Source organism: Mannheimia indoligenes, from assembly GCF_036880405.1.
Classification (GTDB): domain Bacteria; phylum Pseudomonadota; class Gammaproteobacteria; order Enterobacterales; family Pasteurellaceae; genus Mannheimia; species Mannheimia indoligenes.
Genome location: NZ_JBAJJM010000007.1, coordinates 46,796 through 63,091 on the forward strand (window position 1 = coordinate 46,796; position 16,296 = coordinate 63,091).

Sequence of the window (16,296 nt, forward strand, 5' to 3'; positions counted from 1 at the left end):
AAAATGGGCGATTTATTTCGCCCATTTTTATCTCATTTATTCTGGTTTTACCCATTTATTTGTAATTGTGCCGGCTACCATTGCCCCATTTACATTTAATGCAGTTCTTCCCATATCGATAAGTGGTTCAACAGAAATTAATAGTCCCACTAACTCAATCGGTAAGTTTAAGGTTGATAGCACTACAATCGCGGCAAATGTTGCCCCACCACCAACGCCTGCAATCCCAAATGATGAAATAGCCACAACTAAAATCAGCGTTAAAATGTAATTTAAACTAAAGGGATCAACGCCGACTGTTGGTGCAATCATTACCGCTAACATCGCAGGATAAATCCCCGCACAGCCATTTTGACCGATAGTTGCCCCAAAGGTTGCAGCAAAGTTTGCAATCACACTATGGTTGCCTAATTTGTTCGTTTGCGTTTCAATATTCAGCGGAATCGTTGCTGCACTTGAGCGTGAAGTGAAAGCAAAACTTAATGTCGGTAAAACTTTTTTATAATAATCAAACGGGTTCACTTTGGCGATGAATAGCAAGATACCGTGTACGATAAACATCAACGCCATTGCGATATAAGAAGCAACAATAAAGCTGCCTAAGTTTACAATATCACTCCATTGCGAAGTTGCCGCCATCTTGATCATTAACGCAAACACTCCGTAAGGCGTTAAACGAATGACAAAACGAACTAAACGCATCACTAATTTATTCAAGGTTTCTACGCCTTGAGCAATACGCTCACCTAAATTTCTGTCCTCTTTACCTAAACTTAGTGCAGCAAAACCTAATAAAGCGGAAAAAATTACTGTACTAATAATGGAAGTCGGATTTGCACCTGTCAATTCTAAAAACGGATTTTTAGGAATAAAAGAAAGTAACATTGCCGGCACCGATAAGTTACTCACTTGCTCTGCACGCCCCACGACTTTTTCTTGTGCAGCAATTTCACGTGTGCCAGCGACTAACCCTTCTGCTGAAAGATCAAATAGATAAACCAACGCAATGCCGATAACGGCAGAAATTGCTGTGGTAACTAATAATACTGACAGCACACCAAAACTGATTTTGCCTAATGCTCCCGCTTCTTTTAAACGGGTAATCGCAGATAGAATTGAAACAAAAACAAGCGGCATTACGATCATTTGTAATAAACGTACATAACCGTTACCTACTAAATTGATCCAATCAAGTGTTGCATCAATAAGTGGTTTTTCGTAAAAAGTTTGTAAAATTACACCGCTTGCAAGACCTAACACTAAGCCGATAAATACGGTTTGCCCCAGTTTTTGCGTCGATTTATAAATTCTTGCCAGTAAAAATAAAATAGCAGCAAAAACCGCTAAATTTAGAATAAGCACAAAGCCTCCTAATATAAATAGTCATATAATAAAAAATGTCGCAAGGTTATTATGTTTACGGCATTTCTAAAAGACGAATTGTTACTTTATCATAACTAAAAGTTATAACAACTCCCAGCTTAGATTAGAAATTAAACGGCAATGATCGCATTTAAAATGAAAAATATCGTGTAATGGAGATGCCAACTTCCACTCGCCATTACAAGATGGACATTTCCTATTGTGTTCTTCCATTTCATCGATACCTAAGCGATAGAGATAATAAAAAGTTGGAATCTGCGTTTTTTCTTCCACTTGTTTGCATAAATCTAAGCCGGATATTGCCAATTCACTTCTATTATCCGAGATCTGCATTAACGCACTTTCTTCTAAAATATCTCCTTTCATTTGCAAGAGATCACACGCTTGCCAATTCTGCTGCCAATCTAATAATGCTTCACTTAACACTTGATCTTTCAAACGATAAAGCGGAATAGGGGCAAATTGCTCGCCATCATAAAGTGGTGAACAGGTATCTAGATGCGTTGTGTATAGAATTTGGAATTTAGGTTGTTTACTATGGCTCGTTTCCTCGCCTTGATAATCACGCCCAACAATTTCAAAACTAGTAAAAGTTACACCATTTTCGACCGCTTGTAATAGTGCTTCATTTACTTCATCGCTGTTATTAGCTGGCAATAAACTATCTTGCTCTGGTGTGCAAACTCTGGCTTGAAATTCTGTTTGATGAAAGGTTATCGGCATTTCTCTGCCGATAACTTGCCCATTATATAGCCACTGATTTAAAACCTGCCCAATTAACGTGACAGGGTCTTGTTCAAAATGTTGATAACTAAAATGAACGATAACTTGATACATTAAATATTCTCTGCCATATCTTGAAATTCTTGCTTAACCACTGTGGTCGGTTCTTGATGAATAATCACTTTTGACATTGGAAAAGCTTCTAACAATTTCTGCTCAAGGCTATCGGTAATATCGTGAGCCACCAATAGTGTTAAATGATCATCTAACTCCAAATGCAGTTGGATAAAACGTACTGCCCCTGCTCGGCGAGTTTGAATATCGTGAATACCTAAAATATTTTGGTGATGAGAGGCAATTTCTTTAATTTGCTCAATCTCTTCATCGGGTAATGATTTATCGAGTAAGGTTTGTACCGCTTCCCAAAACATTTTTACCGCATTGAAGGCGATATAAAGAGCAATACCGATAGCAAAAATCGCATCTGCATAAATAAAACCTGCTCCGTTAAGTAACATTGCTACCAAAATCGCCGCATTCATAAATAAATCTGTTTGATAATGTAGCGAATCTGCTTCAATTGCCGGGCTCTGCGTAATTTTCACCACATAACGTTGGTATAACACTAAAATAGCTGTCGCTATAATAGAAACAATACTGACAATTACCCCAATATGTGATTGAGTAATCAATTCCGGATTGGTTAATTTATGGAAGCCTTGCAATAGCAAGAACACTGCCGAACCGGAAATAAAAGCACTTTGTGCAAGTGCCGCCAAAGATTCAGCCTTGCCGTGTCCGAAAGCGTGATTATCATCAGCAGGTTGAAGTGCAAAACGTAGCACTAAAATATTAGTAAGAGAGGCAAACAGATCCACAACCGAATCGGTCATTGCCGCTAAAATGGAAATCGAGCCAGTTTGCCACCAGGCAAAGGCTTTAATAATGATAAGTGAAACCGCAATAATAATGGCAAAATTCGCAGCTCGTTTCACTAATTTGTTATAATTTTCTGTCATTTTCTACATTCAACTAACCAAGCAAGTTGATTAAATTCAAAAGCAAGTTTTGTCATTGCTTGGCTGTAAGCGGTCAAATTTTTCGATTTTTTTGCAAATTCGGTGTTATTCAACGATTTTTTATCTGAAAATTGGATCTGCCCATAACCACAATCCAAATTACGCCCACGCGTTACTTCTAGCATTACATTATTAAAACGTTCTGTTGGCGGATAAATTACATTACTCTGGAGTTCGTTTTGCTCAATCTTAAATTTCGCAATCACATCTTGTTGTTTGGCAAAACTGGATTGACGAAAAGCGGATCGTTGTTCCAACGTCTGATTTTTACTGTTTTTATCTAAGAAAAACAAAATCCCTTTTTCCCAATTTTCAGCATTTTTCTCACCAATTTCAGGTAAGTAAAGTAAATGCTGCATTTCATCAAGCTGATTTGTCGTAACTTTAATGTAAGTCTGCCCTTGAAAATCCACTTTTTCCGGCACAGCAAATTGATTACTTTGGCTAACGCAGCCTGCCATTATCAAAATAGTAGGAGCAAATAGCATTTGCCTGCTAAATAAACGCTTAATCATTTTGTTCTTCTCGCTTGAACACCAATTCTGTTGCGGTTGAACTTTCCTCATCAAACCAATAACCACCGTAGTTAAACTGTTTGAGCTGTTCAACTTTAGTTGGTTGAGTTTCCAACATAAAGCGAACCATCATTCCCCTCGCTTTTTTCGCATAGAAGCTGATCACTTTATATTTACCGTTTTTCTCGTCTAAAAAAACCGGCTTGATGATTGTTGCATTTAGATTTTGAGGCTTAACTGCTCCATAATATTCATCAGAGGCGAGATTAACTAAAATATCATCACCTTGTTCATCAATCGCTTTTTGTAGGTTTTCAGTGATGATATTCCCCCAAAATGCGTAAAGATCTTTGCCCTTTGAATTCGATAACTTCGTTCCCATTTCCAAACGATATGGCTGCATTAAATCCAGCGGTTTTAATAAACCATATAAGCCTGAGAGCATACGTAAATGATTTTGAGCATATTCCACTTGGGCTTTGGTTAAACTCTCGGCATCCAAGCCTGTATAAACATCGCCTTTAAAGGCAAAAATTGCCGCTTTCGCATTTTGTTCGTTATGTTCAAGCGTCCATTCAGTAAAACGAGCAACATTAAGTGCAGCTAATTTGTCGCTAATTGACATCAAACTCCCCACTTCAGCAGGCGAAAGTTGTTTACAAATATCAATTAATTCTTGGCTGTAAGCGGTCAAATTTGGCTGAGAAAATGCAAATCCGTCAATTTTAGTCTCAAAATCAAGGGTTTTAGCAGGGGAAATAATGGCTAACATACGATCTTTTACTCTTTTAATTTTTCAATTTCTTTTGTGAATTCCTCAATATCGCTAAAACTCAAATAAATAGAGGCAAAACGGATATAAGCCACTTTATCTAGTTGTTTTAACGCATTCATTGCAAGTGTGCCGATATGACGGCTTGGCACTTCTCGCTCGCCCATTGCTTGTAGCTGAATGATGATTTGGCTGATGGCTTTTTCTACATCATCAGCACTCACAGGGCGTTTGTTTAAAGCACGTCTTAAGCCCATTCTGAGCTTTTCAGCATCAAACGGCTCTCGACTGCCGTTATTTTTAATCACATAAGGCACAACCAATTCTGCCGATTCAAAGGTGGTAAAGCGTTCTTTGCACCCCACACATTCACGGCGACGGCGAATTTGGTAGCCGTTTGCCGCCAAACGTGAATCAATCACTTTGGTTTCTTCGGTTGAACAAAACGGGCAACGCATTATTTTTCCCCTTTTTGTTGTGCTGCTTGCTGTGCGATAAAAGCTTTATGCAAATTTTCCGGCGGCGGTGGCATTTGTAAATAGTAACCCTGCTCTACTAATTTTTGCAAAACTTCTTCGTTTTTAGCTCGAACCAGCTGTTTATCGCCTGCTAAATTGAACATCATCACAAATTCAGGTTTGCCAAATATTTGACGTAAAGTCTCCGGAACTTGTTCAAATTGATCTCGCTTTGCTACATATAAATACATTTCATCTTTTGCTTTGCTTTTATAAATCGCACAAAGTGCCATTGGTTTAGTATTCATCGTCATAATGTCCACCACTATAGTTATCAAATCGGGAATATTGTCCTTGAAAGGTTAATCTCACTCGTCCAATTGGACCGTTACGTTGTTTACCGATGATGATCTCGGCAATGCCTTTCAGATCAGAATTGTCATTGTAAACTTCATCACGGTAAATAAACATAATTAAGTCCGCATCTTGCTCAATAGAGCCGGATTCACGCAAATCCGAGTTTACCGGACGTTTATCTGCACGTTGCTCTAAGCTACGATTAAGCTGTGAAAGAGCCACCACAGGGACTTCTAATTCTTTTGCCAATGCTTTTAGGGAACGGGAAATTTCCGCAATTTCAAGCGTTCGGTTATCGGCAAAACCCGGAGCACGCATTAATTGTAAATAATCGACCATAATCAAGCTCAAACCACCGTTTTCACGGTAAACACGTCTCGCTCGGGAACGAAGCTCTGTTGGCGTTAAGCCTGAACTATCATCAATATAAATATTATTACGTTCTTGCAAAATTGCCATTGTAGTGGAAATTTTAGCCGTATCTTCATCGTCTGAGATTTGCCCTGTTCGAATCTTGGTTTGATCCACTCGAGAAAGTGAAGCCAACATACGCATCATAATTTGATCGGCTGGCATCTCAAGACTGAAAATCAGTACAGGTTTTGCCGGCTTTTTCTTCGGATTGCCGTTTTCATCTAAATCGTCTTTATCTTCAATATCAATGAGCGAGGCATTTTCGCATAAATTCATCGCAAAAGTCGTTTTTCCCATTGAAGGACGAGCAGCAACAATAATTAAATCCGAAGGCTGTAATCCAGCCGTTTTTTTATTGAGATCGGTAAAGCCTGTGGAAACGCCCGTTACCCCACCGTTATGACGATTTTTAGACAAGGTATCCATTCTCGCCAACGTTTTTAACAAAATATCATCAATGCGTTGCGGACCTTCATTAGCATTATTTCTCTTTTCGGCAATTTCAAATACGATACGTTCAGCTTCGTCTAAAACCTCTTTAGAATTTCGCCCTTTGGTTTTATAACCCATTTCCGCAATTTGATTGCCTGCACTGATAACACTTCTTAAATCGGAACGATCTCGAACAATATCCGCATAAGCAAGAATATTTGCTGCACTTGGGGTATTTTTAGAGAGTTCTGCAAGGTAGGCAAAACCGCCGACATCTTGTAATACGCCTTTATCTTTTAACAATTGGTCAAGGGTAATAATATCAACAGGCTTGTTAGCACGTACCAGATCTGCCATTTGCTCAAAAATAATGCGGTGAGCATAATTATAAAAATCGTGCGGTTGCACACGCTCAGCCACATTATCCCAATGATCGTTACTTAGCATAATGCCTCCAAGCACTGCCTGCTCTGCCTCAATAGAATGCGGAGAAATGCTAATCTGCTCAACTTGCTTATCTTTTACTTTTTCACGAGGTGTGCCGTTATATTCTGCCATTTTCATCTCTTATTAAATAAAGTTTGATTGGTATAGTTTATCGGAATTTACATTAAATTGAAATTTGCATTTTTTTATACCTTATTCAAACAATAGCAAGCGGTCAAATTTCTTTAAATTTTTGCAAAATGCTTACAAAACCCGACCGCTTGTTTAAAAAACACTCATTACACCGTGATCTTTGCTGATACATCAAGTAAAATACGCAGGATTTCAAATAGGAAATCATTTTAAATTTATCACTATGGAGATATTCTATGGCATTGAATAACATTTTAGGTTTATTCGCCCAGTCCCCACTTAAACCGTTACAAAAACACTCGAATAAAGTGGTAGAATGTAGCGAATTACTAGAATCTTTTTTTGAGGCTACTTTTGAACATAATTGGGAAAAAGCCTCTTTAGTTCGTGGTCAAATTGTTGATTTAGAACGCCGTGCAGACTCACTAAAACGTGAAATCCGCCTAAAACTTCCTCGTGGCTTATTTATGCCGTTAGAAAGAACGGATTTGTTAGAGCTAGTAACACAATTAGACAAACTTGCAAATTATTCAAGAGATATTTCAGGTCGCATTATCGGACGTCAGCTAGTTATTCCTGCGGAAATGCAACCATTATTCAAAAAATTCCTTTCTCGTAGTATTGATGCCAGCCGTCAAGTACGCAAAGTATTAGATGAAATGGATGAACTATTAGAAACCGGCTTTAGAGGTAGAGAGCTGGACTTCGTTAATAAGATGATTCTTGAACTCGACCAGATCGAAGACGACACTGATCAATACCAAATTACATTACGCCATACTCTGTTATCATTGGAAAAAACACTTAATCCGATTGATGTGATGTTCTTATACAAATGTATCGAACGTATCAGTATTTTAGCCGATCAAGCACAGCGAATCGGTTCTCGCATTGAATTGATGTTAGCTAAATCATAGGAAGTACAATGGAACTGATTAACAACTACGGTTTTATTATTGTTGTCATTACAGCCGTTTTTGGTTTTATTATGGCATTTGGTATCGGTGCAAATGACGTTGCAAATGCAATGGGAACTGCTGTTGGCTCTCGCACCATTACCGCAAAACAAGCAATCTATATTGCGTTAGTTTTCGAGTTTTTTGGAGCTTACCTTGCCGGTGGTGAAGTAGCTGAAACAATTAAAAGCGGTATTATTTCAACTGATGCTTTCATTGGTCGCCCGGATATTCTCATTCTAGGTATGATGTCAGCCCTTTTTGCTGCAGGTATCTGGTTAGTTGTAGCCTCACAAAAAGGTTGGCCTGTTTCTACTACCCACTCAATTATCGGTGCTATTGTGGGTTTTGCTATCGTATCTGTAGGTATGGAAGCAGTACAATGGGGACAATTTGGCGGTATTGTGGGTAGCTGGTTTATTACGCCATTTATTGCTGGTGTTGTTGCCTACCTTATCTTTGTGTCTACACAAAGAATGATTTTTGATACTGAAAACCCAATGGCAAATGCTGAGAAATATGCTCCTTATTATACAGCTCTAACAGTATTTATTATTTGTATCGTTACGCTAGAAAAAGGCTTAAAACACGTTGGTTTGGATCTTAGTGGTTTACAGACGGCTCTTCTTTCCGCTGCAATTTCTGTAGTTTGTGCCATTATTTGTGTGTTTTATCTTCGTAGTAATGCTTTCAAAGCAAGCTTAAAAGAAAACTCTACGTTTAGCGGTGTAGAAAAAGTATTCAGTATTTTAATGCTGATTACAGCTTGTGCAATGGCTTTCGCACACGGTTCAAATGACGTTGCTAATGCTATCGGTCCTTTAGCTGCGGTGGTTTCTATTGTTGATCACGGCGGTGTGATTGAAGGAAAAACAGTTATGGCTCCTTGGGTTTTACCATTAGGTGCGGTAGGTATTGCAGTTGGTCTTGCGGTAATGGGTCATAAAGTAATGGGTACTATCGGCACAGGTATTACTGATTTAACACCAAGTCGTGGTTTTGCAGCTCAGTTTGCTTGTTCAGCTACAGTAGTAATAGCATCCGGTACAGGGCTTCCAATTTCTACAACGCAAACACTTGTAGGTGCAGTTATTGGTGTAGCTTTTGCACGAGGTATTGCGGCATTAAACCTGAGCGTAATTCGTAATATCATCGCATCTTGGGTAATTACTTTACCGGCAGGGGCATTGCTATCCATTGTGATTTACTATATCTTAAGTGCAATTTTTCATTAATCCACTTACTCTTTTAAGGGGTAACTCTGCTTACCCCTTTTCTATTTTAAATTGCAAGGAGCATTATGAAAAAAACCGTTTATTTACTTTCGGGACTACTGTTCTGCACGGCATTCCCTACACTTGCTCAAACGCAATATATTAGTGAAAATCTTAATACCTATATGCGTAAAGGTGCAGGGGATAATTTTAGAATTGCCGGTGCAATCCAAGCAGGAGAAAAGGTAACGGTATTAGACAAAAAAGATCGTTATAGCTTAATTAGAGACACCCGAAACCGTGAAGGCTGGGTATTAAATTCTGATTTAAGTAATACCGCAAGCCCAAAAGAGCTTATTCCCCAGTTAAATCAACAGGTTCAAGACTTAACCAATCGTTTGAGCAAAATTGATACTGAATGGCAACAACGTACGGCGGAAATGCAGCGTAGAACGCAAGATGCCGTTCAAAAAAGTAGTGATTTAGTAGAAGAAAACGCTCAGTTAAAACGTGAATTGGAAATCTTAAAAAACAAAAACCGTGATTTAGAAACAATGCATGATTCTGAAAAGCGTGAAATTGTAATTCAATGGTTTATCTACGGTGGTGCTGTTTTAGGGGCTGGTTTACTACTCGGCTTACTTGTACCATTCTTAATTCCTCGCCGTAAACGTAATAGTGGTGGTTGGGCTTAATAAAAAGATAAAAAGGATTTAGCTTAAAACTAAATCCTTTTTTCATTTCTATCTTACTGATAATTTCTCTAACTCAGTAAAATAGGTCGGGAAGGTTTTTGCCGTACAGTTTGGATCTAAAATCGTTACTGGTGTATTAGACAATGCAATCAATGAAAAACACATAGCCATTCGGTGATCGTTATAAGTTTCAATTTCTGCGTGTTGGAATTTATCCAATTCAAGAGGTTGAATACGGATAAAATCTTCACCTTCTTCAACAATTGCCCCGATTTTGCGTAATTCCGTAGCCATTGCAGTTAAACGGTCAGTCTCTTTTACCCGCCAATTGTAGATATTACGAATAACCGTTTCTCCTTCGGCAAATAAGGCAGTGGTAGCAATCGTCATTGCCGCATCAGGAATATGGTTCATATCCATATCCACACCTCTTAACGGGGCTTGCTCTGCTTGGATAAAATCCTCACCCCAAGTGATTTTTGCCCCCATTGCCTCTAATACATCAGCAAACAAGCGGTCGCCTTGTATTGATTTTTTACCAATACCCGTAACCTTAACATTACCTTTAATCGCCCCGGCGGCTAAGAAATAAGAAGCAGAGGACGCATCGCCTTCCACCAGATAATTGCCTTGTGGTGCGATATAGGTTTGATTGCCTTTTACTGAAAATATGTGATAATCACGGTTTTCAACGGTTATCCCAAAATCCTTCATCATTGATAGCGTAATATCAATATAAGGTTTTGATACCAGATCACCAATAATTTCAATTTCCATATCATTTTCAGCTAAAGGTGCAGACATCAATAATGCGGTTAAGAATTGGCTGGAAATTGAGCCATCAATTTGTACTTTTCCACCATTTAAACCACTATTTGTGATGGCTAATGGCGGATAGCCTTCATTTTCTAAATATTCTACTTCTGCCCCAACTTGGCGTAACGCATCAACTAAATGCTTGATTGGGCGTTCTTTCATTCGAGGCTCACCTGTCAAAATAATTTGAGCCCTATTCTCCCCTTTTAAGCACAACGCGGCAGCTAATGGTCGCATCGCCGTACCGGCATTCCCTAAAAAGAGCGATAAGCCATTTTGAGCTTGAAAAGCCCCACCAATACCTTGTACTTCACAAACAGTCTTATCTTCTGAAAGCTCATAATTTACACCTAAGGCTTTTAACGCATTAAGCATATGGCGAATATCATCGCTATCTAATAAGTTCGTAACTCGAGTTGTACCTTTAGCTAATGCTGCCAGTAATAATGCACGGTTAGACAGGCTTTTTGAACCGGGTAAGTTGATTTCACCTTCTACTCGGGAAATTGGATTTAATGTTAATTTTTCCATTTGTTTTTATAATTTGTAAAATTTTGATAAAAAGAAACCGCTTGTTAAGCCAACACTTTCAACAAAGCAGTAAAAAATCTGTCATTTTCTGCCGGCAACCCGATACTCACACGCAAATGATTTGGCATTCCATAGCCTGCAATCGGGCGAACAATCACGCCTTCACGCAATAATGCCTCATAAATTGGGGCTGCTGGGCGTTTAAAATCGATAGTGATGAAATTGCCCTTAGACGGAATATAGTCTAATCCGTTTGCTTGGCAAAATGCCTCAAAACGAGCCATTTCCAAGCGGTTATTTTTTGCTACTTTTTGTACAAAAGCATCATCATTCATCACTGCAATCGCAGAAGCTAGTGCAAGGCTGTTGCAGTTAAACGGTTGGCGAACACGATTTAATAAATCCGCAATTTCAGGATTGGACACCGCATAACCAATACGAAGTCCAGCTAAGCCGTAGGCTTTAGAAAGTGAGCGAGAAACAATTAAATTCGGATATTTTGCTGATAAGCCGAAAGAATCAATTCTTTCTTCTACAGCCGTAAATTCAGTATAAGCCTCATCTAGCACCACAATAACATTGCTTGGCACTTTTGCTAAGAAAGTCTCAATTTCAGCTTGCGTTAAGAAGTTACCTGTTGGATTATTTGGATTGGCAATAAAAATTAGCTTGGTTTTTTCGTTGATCGCCGCTAAAAATCCCTCTAAATCGTGCCCCCAATTTTTAGCAGGAATTTCACGAGCAACGGCATTGATAGCTTTTGTAACCAGTGGGTAAACAATAAACGCGTATTGTGAATAGATAATTTCATCTTTATCGCTGGCAAAGGTATGAGCAAATAGTTCTAATAAATCATTTGAACCATTACCTAAAGTAATTTGATTTGGCTGTAGGTTGAATTTTTTTGCGATAGTCGATTTAAGCTCAAACCCGTTTGAATCAGGGTAACGCGTTAAATCATCAAGTTGGTTGATAATCGCCTGTTTAGCACTTTCAGGGAAACCAAACGGATTTTCATTTGAAGCCAGTTTGATGATATTTTGAATGCCCAATTCACGTTCTAATTCCTCAATAGGCTTTCCTGCTTGATAAGGCGAAAGCGATTTCACCCCTTCATTGGCGATGTTGAAAAATTGCATAATAACCTCTGTTTTTCTTATTAAAATATCACGTGATTTTAGTAGAGAAAGGATTATTTTACCAGTAAAAGTTTTGTTACAACTGGAAAGAAATAAGTACAGATTAATGCTTTACCTTATTGGTAAAAAATTAATGAAAAACGACCGCTTGTAAACAAAAAACCGAGAACAAGTTGCTCTCGGTTTTTTTAACTTATCTATTAGTGTTCCGCTTTAGTATCAGCAAGGGAATCACCAATATTGTTATCCTTAGTTGGCTTATCATCTATGATAGAAGTAGTATCTGCTGCTTGCTCACCACTTGGTGGCGTTGCATTGTCATCTTTGGTTGGTGTATCACTCCAACCTGATGGTTCTCCAACCGGGCGACGAGCCATTAAGTCATCAATTTGTTTACTATCTAAGGTTTCGTATTTCAATAAGGCATCTTTCATTGCGTGTAAGATATCCATATTTTCTTCTAACGTTTGCTTCGCACGCTGATAGTTTCTATCAATGATCTTACGCATTTCGGTATCAATAAGCTTTTGCGACTCTTCCGATACCCCTTTAATCGCCCCCATTCCGTCTTCATTTTGATAGAAGATCGGACCAAGCTCCTTCGAGAAACCCCATTGCGTTACCATTGCTCGTGCAATTTGAGTTGCACGATGGATATCAGAAGATGCCCCAGTGGTGATTTTATCTTCCCCGAAAATCAAACCTTCAGCGATACGACCTGCAAATAAAGTTGAAAGCTGACTTTCTAATTTGGTGAAGGTCTCACTTACACGGTCGCCTTCCGGCAAGAACTGTGCAAAACCGAGTGCTTGACCGCGAGGTACAATCGTTACTTTATTTAATGGATCGTGTTCCGGCATTAAATAACCGACAATAACGTGTCCCGCTTCGTGGTAAGCTGTGTTGATAATCTCTTTTTCCGTCATCGTATTTGAACGACGTTCCGGACCCATATTAATTTTATCGCGAGCTTCTTCAAAATCTTCCATCGTTACTACACGCTTATTTTTACGTGCTGCGAACAAGGCTGCTTCATTCACTAAGTTTGCTAATTGAGCACCTGAATAACCCGGTGTACCACGAGCAATTTGCATTGGATCAACACCTTCTGCAAGCGGTACTTTTTTCAAGTGAACTCTCAAGATCTGCTCACGACCTTTTACATTCGGCAAATCAACCGTTACTTGGCGGTCAAAACGTCCCGGACGGGTTAAAGCATCATCAAGCACATCAGCACGGTTAGTTGCGGCGATAATAATCACACCTTCCGAACCTTCAAAACCGTCCATTTCTACTAGCATTTGGTTAAGCGTTTGCTCTCGCTCATCGTGTCCGCCACTAAAGCCTGCTCCACCACGTTTGCGACCTACTGCGTCAATCTCATCAATGAAAATGATACAAGGGGCATTTTTCTTCGCCTGGTCAAATAAATCACGCACACGCGAAGCACCTACACCAACGAACATTTCAACGAAATCCGAACCAGCCATCGTAAAGAACGGCACGCGAGCTTCACCGGCAATTGCTTTTGCCAATAAGGTTTTACCAGTTCCCGGAGGTCCAACCATTAAGATCCCTTTTGGGATACGTCCGCCTAGTTTTTGGAATTTGCTTGGATCACGCAAGAATTCAACGACTTCACCTACTTCTTCTTTCGCTTCATCGCAACCGGCAACATCAGAGAAACGGGTTTTGACTTCATCTGCTGTCAGCATTTTCGCTTTGCTTTTACCAAAGCCCATTGCACCTCGACCACCCCCGCCTTGCATTTGTCGCATATAGAAGATGTAGAAGCCGATCAATAGCAACATTGGGAACCACGAAATCAAGATTTGCGATAACAAACCACGACGCTCTGCCGGTTGCCCTGTAATCACCGCATTGGTTTTAGCCAAGTCCGCCATCAGATATTCATCATACATTGGCATTACGGTTTGGTAAGTTGCACCATCGTTCTTGGTAACCACAATAGTGTCGTCATTCTGTTTGAAATCGACCCCTTTTAAGCGATTTTCTTTAATATCACTCAAAAAAGTCGAATATGGCACAGTGTTTGAAGCTCCACCAAAATTAGAATTGAAGCCTTCGTAGGCAGTCATCATTACAATGGCAACCACCACCCAAAGCAAAATATTTTTAACCATATCGTTCAAGGTTAATCCCCTATCTTCTTAATAAAAACTGTTTAAGGTTACTATAAAAGCGGTTAAATTTCTTAACTTTTTTGCAAAATTTTAGCAAAAAACAACCGCTTGTGTGGTTTCTAACCTTTATAGCCTGTTGCAACTATATAAACTTCTCGAGAACGATCTCGTGAAGCTTCCGGTTTTCTGACTTTTACTACACTAAATAGCGAACGAATTTCTCTGAGATATTCATCAAATCCTTCGCCTTGAAACACTTTTACCACAAAACTACCTTTGGGTGCTAATACTTGACGGCACATATCTAATGCTAATTCCACCAGATACATTGCACGAGGAATATCAACAGAAGGCATACCGCTAAAATTAGGTGCCATATCAGACATTACCACATCAACTTTTTCTTCCCCAACACGTTCTAATAACGCGTTCAGAACAGATTCTTCACGGAAATCGCCTTGTAAAAAATCAACCCCGACAATCGGGTTCATATCTAAAATATCGCAAGCAATAACTCTGCCTTTACTGCCAATTTGTGTAACCACATATTGCGACCAACCGCCTGGTGCCGCTCCTAAATCCACAACTGTCATACCCGGTTTAAATAAACGGTCAGTTTGTTGAATTTCATCTAATTTGAAATATGCACGTGAACGTAATTTTTGTTTATGTGCTTTTTGTACAAATTGATCTTTAAAATGTTCCGCAAGCCAGCGAGAGGAACTTGCACTACGTTTTCTACCCATTTTTCTTTTTGTTTAGTTAATCCAAGAATTAATAATAAGGTTTAAATTAACGAATTCAAGAGATAACGAAAAATTAATCTTCGTCAGCTCTTGAATATTAATATTTATTGTTCTTAAGGAACAATTACGGTAAATACATAAGTCGCTAAAATTATGAGTAACACAATACCATAAAGTATATTGGTTTGACCGTGATTAAGCGAAAGCATTGCCACAAAAGATGAAAGTGAAAGTAAGACCATTGATTTCCAGTCTAACCCTAACACCATATTGATGTCATATAATACGCAAACAATAGCTACTGCCGGAATAGTCAAGCCGATACTTGCTACCGCAGAACCTAGTGCAAGGTTTATGCTGGTTTGTAAACGGTTGCGGCGTGCTGCTGTTAATGCGGCTAATCCTTCCGGTAATAATACCACTGCTGCAATAATTACCCCAACTAAAGCCACCGGAGCCCCTGCACCTAGCACCATTTGCTCAATAGATGGCGAGAGAGCCTTCGCTAGAAATACAACAATACCTAAGCAAATAATTAAAAATAATAAACTTGTTAGTGCTACTTTCATTGAAGGTGGTTCTGCGTGATGCGATGGGTTGTCATCATCTTCAACTAAGAAATAATCACGGTGGCGAACCGTCTGAATTAAAATAAATGATGCATAAAGCACAATAGAGGCAATTGCGACAAAAATTAATTGAGATGAGCTATAAGTTGCACCTTCTGTACTTGTGGTAAAGTTCGGTAATACTAAAGTGATCACTAAAATAACAACTAAAGTTACTAATGCCGTGCTGGCTGATTTTTGACTGAAAAATTGCTCACGGTGCTTTAATCCACCAATTAATAAACAACCACCTAAAATACCGTTTAGAATGAGCATTATTGCCGCAAAAACGGTATCACGGGCTAAATAAGCAGTGTTATCTCCACCAGCAACCATCAATGATACAATAAGCGACACCTCAAGCACGGTAATGGCTAATGCAAGAATAATAGTACCAAAAGGCTCGCCTACTTTATGTGCTACAACCTCTGCGTGATGAACCGCTGATAAAACACTCCCAATCAGAAAAGCACCTGCGACTAATTGCAAAACCAGGCTTTCTTTTATGCCGACAAAATAGATAATCCAAGCTGCAATAGGTAATAAAAGCGACCAAATAGGCAAAGGCTGATGACCTTTTTGTACTGTTGGCATAAATTCTCCTTAATATTAATTAGTTACGTACTCCATTTTGTCATTCTATCAAAAAGATTTTTAGTTGTAGAGAAATATAAGAAATAAGTAATACCTATTTATTCCACAATCCGCTAAAGCTTCTCTTAAAAAATCATAAAA

The 16,296-nt window shown here is 39.0% G+C and carries 16 protein-coding genes; 3 read left to right on the forward strand and 13 right to left on the reverse strand.

The features are described 5' to 3' along the window. Positions 1-36: 36 nt before the first annotated feature. The 8 genes from V6W77_RS05280 to V6W77_RS05315 all read right to left on the reverse strand — a co-directional run bounded on the left by V6W77_RS05280 (position 37) and on the right by V6W77_RS05315 (position 6,691). Entirely contained in the window at positions 37-1,362 is a 1,326-nt protein-coding gene (locus V6W77_RS05280) for an L-cystine transporter (RefSeq protein ID WP_334254009.1), read from the reverse strand. Between the two features lie 102 nt (positions 1,363-1,464). Then, the gene (locus tag V6W77_RS05285; protein WP_334254010.1) at positions 1,465-2,220 is read right to left on the reverse strand and encodes a Zn-ribbon-containing protein; all 756 of its coding nucleotides are present in this window, start codon (positions 2,218-2,220) and stop codon (positions 1,465-1,467) included. Continuing rightward, on the reverse strand, positions 2,220-3,125 hold the full coding sequence (locus V6W77_RS05290; protein WP_334254011.1) for a cation diffusion facilitator family transporter: 906 nt from the start codon (positions 3,123-3,125) through the stop codon (positions 2,220-2,222). The genes V6W77_RS05285 and V6W77_RS05290 overlap by 1 nt, the downstream gene beginning before the upstream one ends. Next, a complete protein-coding gene (locus V6W77_RS05295) occupies positions 3,122-3,700 on the reverse strand; it encodes an ABC transporter ATPase (protein ID WP_334254012.1) in 579 nt (192 codons plus the stop codon). Before V6W77_RS05295 ends, V6W77_RS05290 begins: the two co-directional genes overlap by 4 nt. Further along, positions 3,693-4,472, reverse strand: coding sequence for a peroxide stress protein YaaA (yaaA, locus tag V6W77_RS05300; RefSeq protein ID WP_334234633.1), 780 nt, complete (start codon positions 4,470-4,472; stop codon positions 3,693-3,695). Before yaaA ends, V6W77_RS05295 begins: the two co-directional genes overlap by 8 nt. Before the next feature lie 8 nt (positions 4,473-4,480). Then, the gene (gene nrdR, locus V6W77_RS05305; protein ID WP_025236064.1) at positions 4,481-4,930 is read right to left on the reverse strand and encodes a transcriptional regulator NrdR; all 450 of its coding nucleotides are present in this window, start codon (positions 4,928-4,930) and stop codon (positions 4,481-4,483) included. Beyond that, the gene (locus V6W77_RS05310; RefSeq protein ID WP_428981775.1) at positions 4,930-5,244 is read right to left on the reverse strand and encodes a YcgL domain-containing protein; all 315 of its coding nucleotides are present in this window, start codon (positions 5,242-5,244) and stop codon (positions 4,930-4,932) included. Before V6W77_RS05310 ends, nrdR begins: the two co-directional genes overlap by 1 nt. Next, positions 5,228-6,691: a replicative DNA helicase gene (locus V6W77_RS05315; protein ID WP_334254013.1), complete on the reverse strand. Its 1,464-nt coding sequence runs from the start codon at positions 6,689-6,691 to the stop codon at positions 5,228-5,230. The genes V6W77_RS05310 and V6W77_RS05315 overlap by 17 nt, the downstream gene beginning before the upstream one ends. 257 nt (positions 6,692-6,948) lie before the next feature. Between V6W77_RS05315 and V6W77_RS05320 the strand changes: the two genes are divergently transcribed. From V6W77_RS05320 to V6W77_RS05330, 3 genes are all read left to right on the forward strand, one after another. Further along, positions 6,949-7,629 carry a TIGR00153 family protein gene (locus V6W77_RS05320; protein ID WP_334236323.1) on the forward strand — a complete coding sequence of 227 codons (681 nt, stop codon included), beginning with the start codon at positions 6,949-6,951 and terminating at the stop codon, positions 7,627-7,629. Positions 7,630-7,637: 8 nt separating this feature from the next. Further along, positions 7,638-8,903 carry an inorganic phosphate transporter gene (locus V6W77_RS05325; protein WP_334236322.1) on the forward strand — a complete coding sequence of 422 codons (1,266 nt, stop codon included), beginning with the start codon at positions 7,638-7,640 and terminating at the stop codon, positions 8,901-8,903. Between the two features lie 65 nt (positions 8,904-8,968). Further along, a complete protein-coding gene (locus tag V6W77_RS05330; RefSeq protein ID WP_334254014.1) occupies positions 8,969-9,577 on the forward strand; it encodes a TIGR04211 family SH3 domain-containing protein in 609 nt (202 codons plus the stop codon). A 48-nt stretch (positions 9,578-9,625) separates the two neighbouring features. On the opposite strand, the gene aroA is transcribed toward V6W77_RS05330, so the two are convergent. From aroA to V6W77_RS05355, 5 genes are all read right to left on the reverse strand, one after another. Then, on the reverse strand, positions 9,626-10,924 hold the full coding sequence (gene aroA / locus V6W77_RS05335) for a 3-phosphoshikimate 1-carboxyvinyltransferase (RefSeq protein WP_334254015.1): 1,299 nt from the start codon (positions 10,922-10,924) through the stop codon (positions 9,626-9,628). Positions 10,925-10,968: 44 nt separating this feature from the next. Then, the gene (hisC, locus tag V6W77_RS05340; protein WP_334254016.1) at positions 10,969-12,063 is read right to left on the reverse strand and encodes a histidinol-phosphate transaminase; all 1,095 of its coding nucleotides are present in this window, start codon (positions 12,061-12,063) and stop codon (positions 10,969-10,971) included. Positions 12,064-12,263: 200 nt separating this feature from the next. Further along, a complete protein-coding gene (gene ftsH / locus V6W77_RS05345; protein WP_334254017.1) occupies positions 12,264-14,207 on the reverse strand; it encodes an ATP-dependent zinc metalloprotease FtsH in 1,944 nt (647 codons plus the stop codon). A 119-nt stretch (positions 14,208-14,326) separates the two neighbouring features. Further along, complete coding sequence (gene rlmE, locus V6W77_RS05350) at positions 14,327-14,953, reverse strand: 23S rRNA (uridine(2552)-2'-O)-methyltransferase RlmE (RefSeq protein WP_025236107.1); 627 nt, start codon at positions 14,951-14,953, stop codon at positions 14,327-14,329. A 113-nt stretch (positions 14,954-15,066) separates the two neighbouring features. Next, positions 15,067-16,155, reverse strand: a complete 1,089-nt coding sequence (locus V6W77_RS05355) for a calcium:cation antiporter (protein WP_283385809.1) — start codon at positions 16,153-16,155, stop codon at positions 15,067-15,069. Positions 16,156-16,296 lie beyond the last annotated feature (141 nt).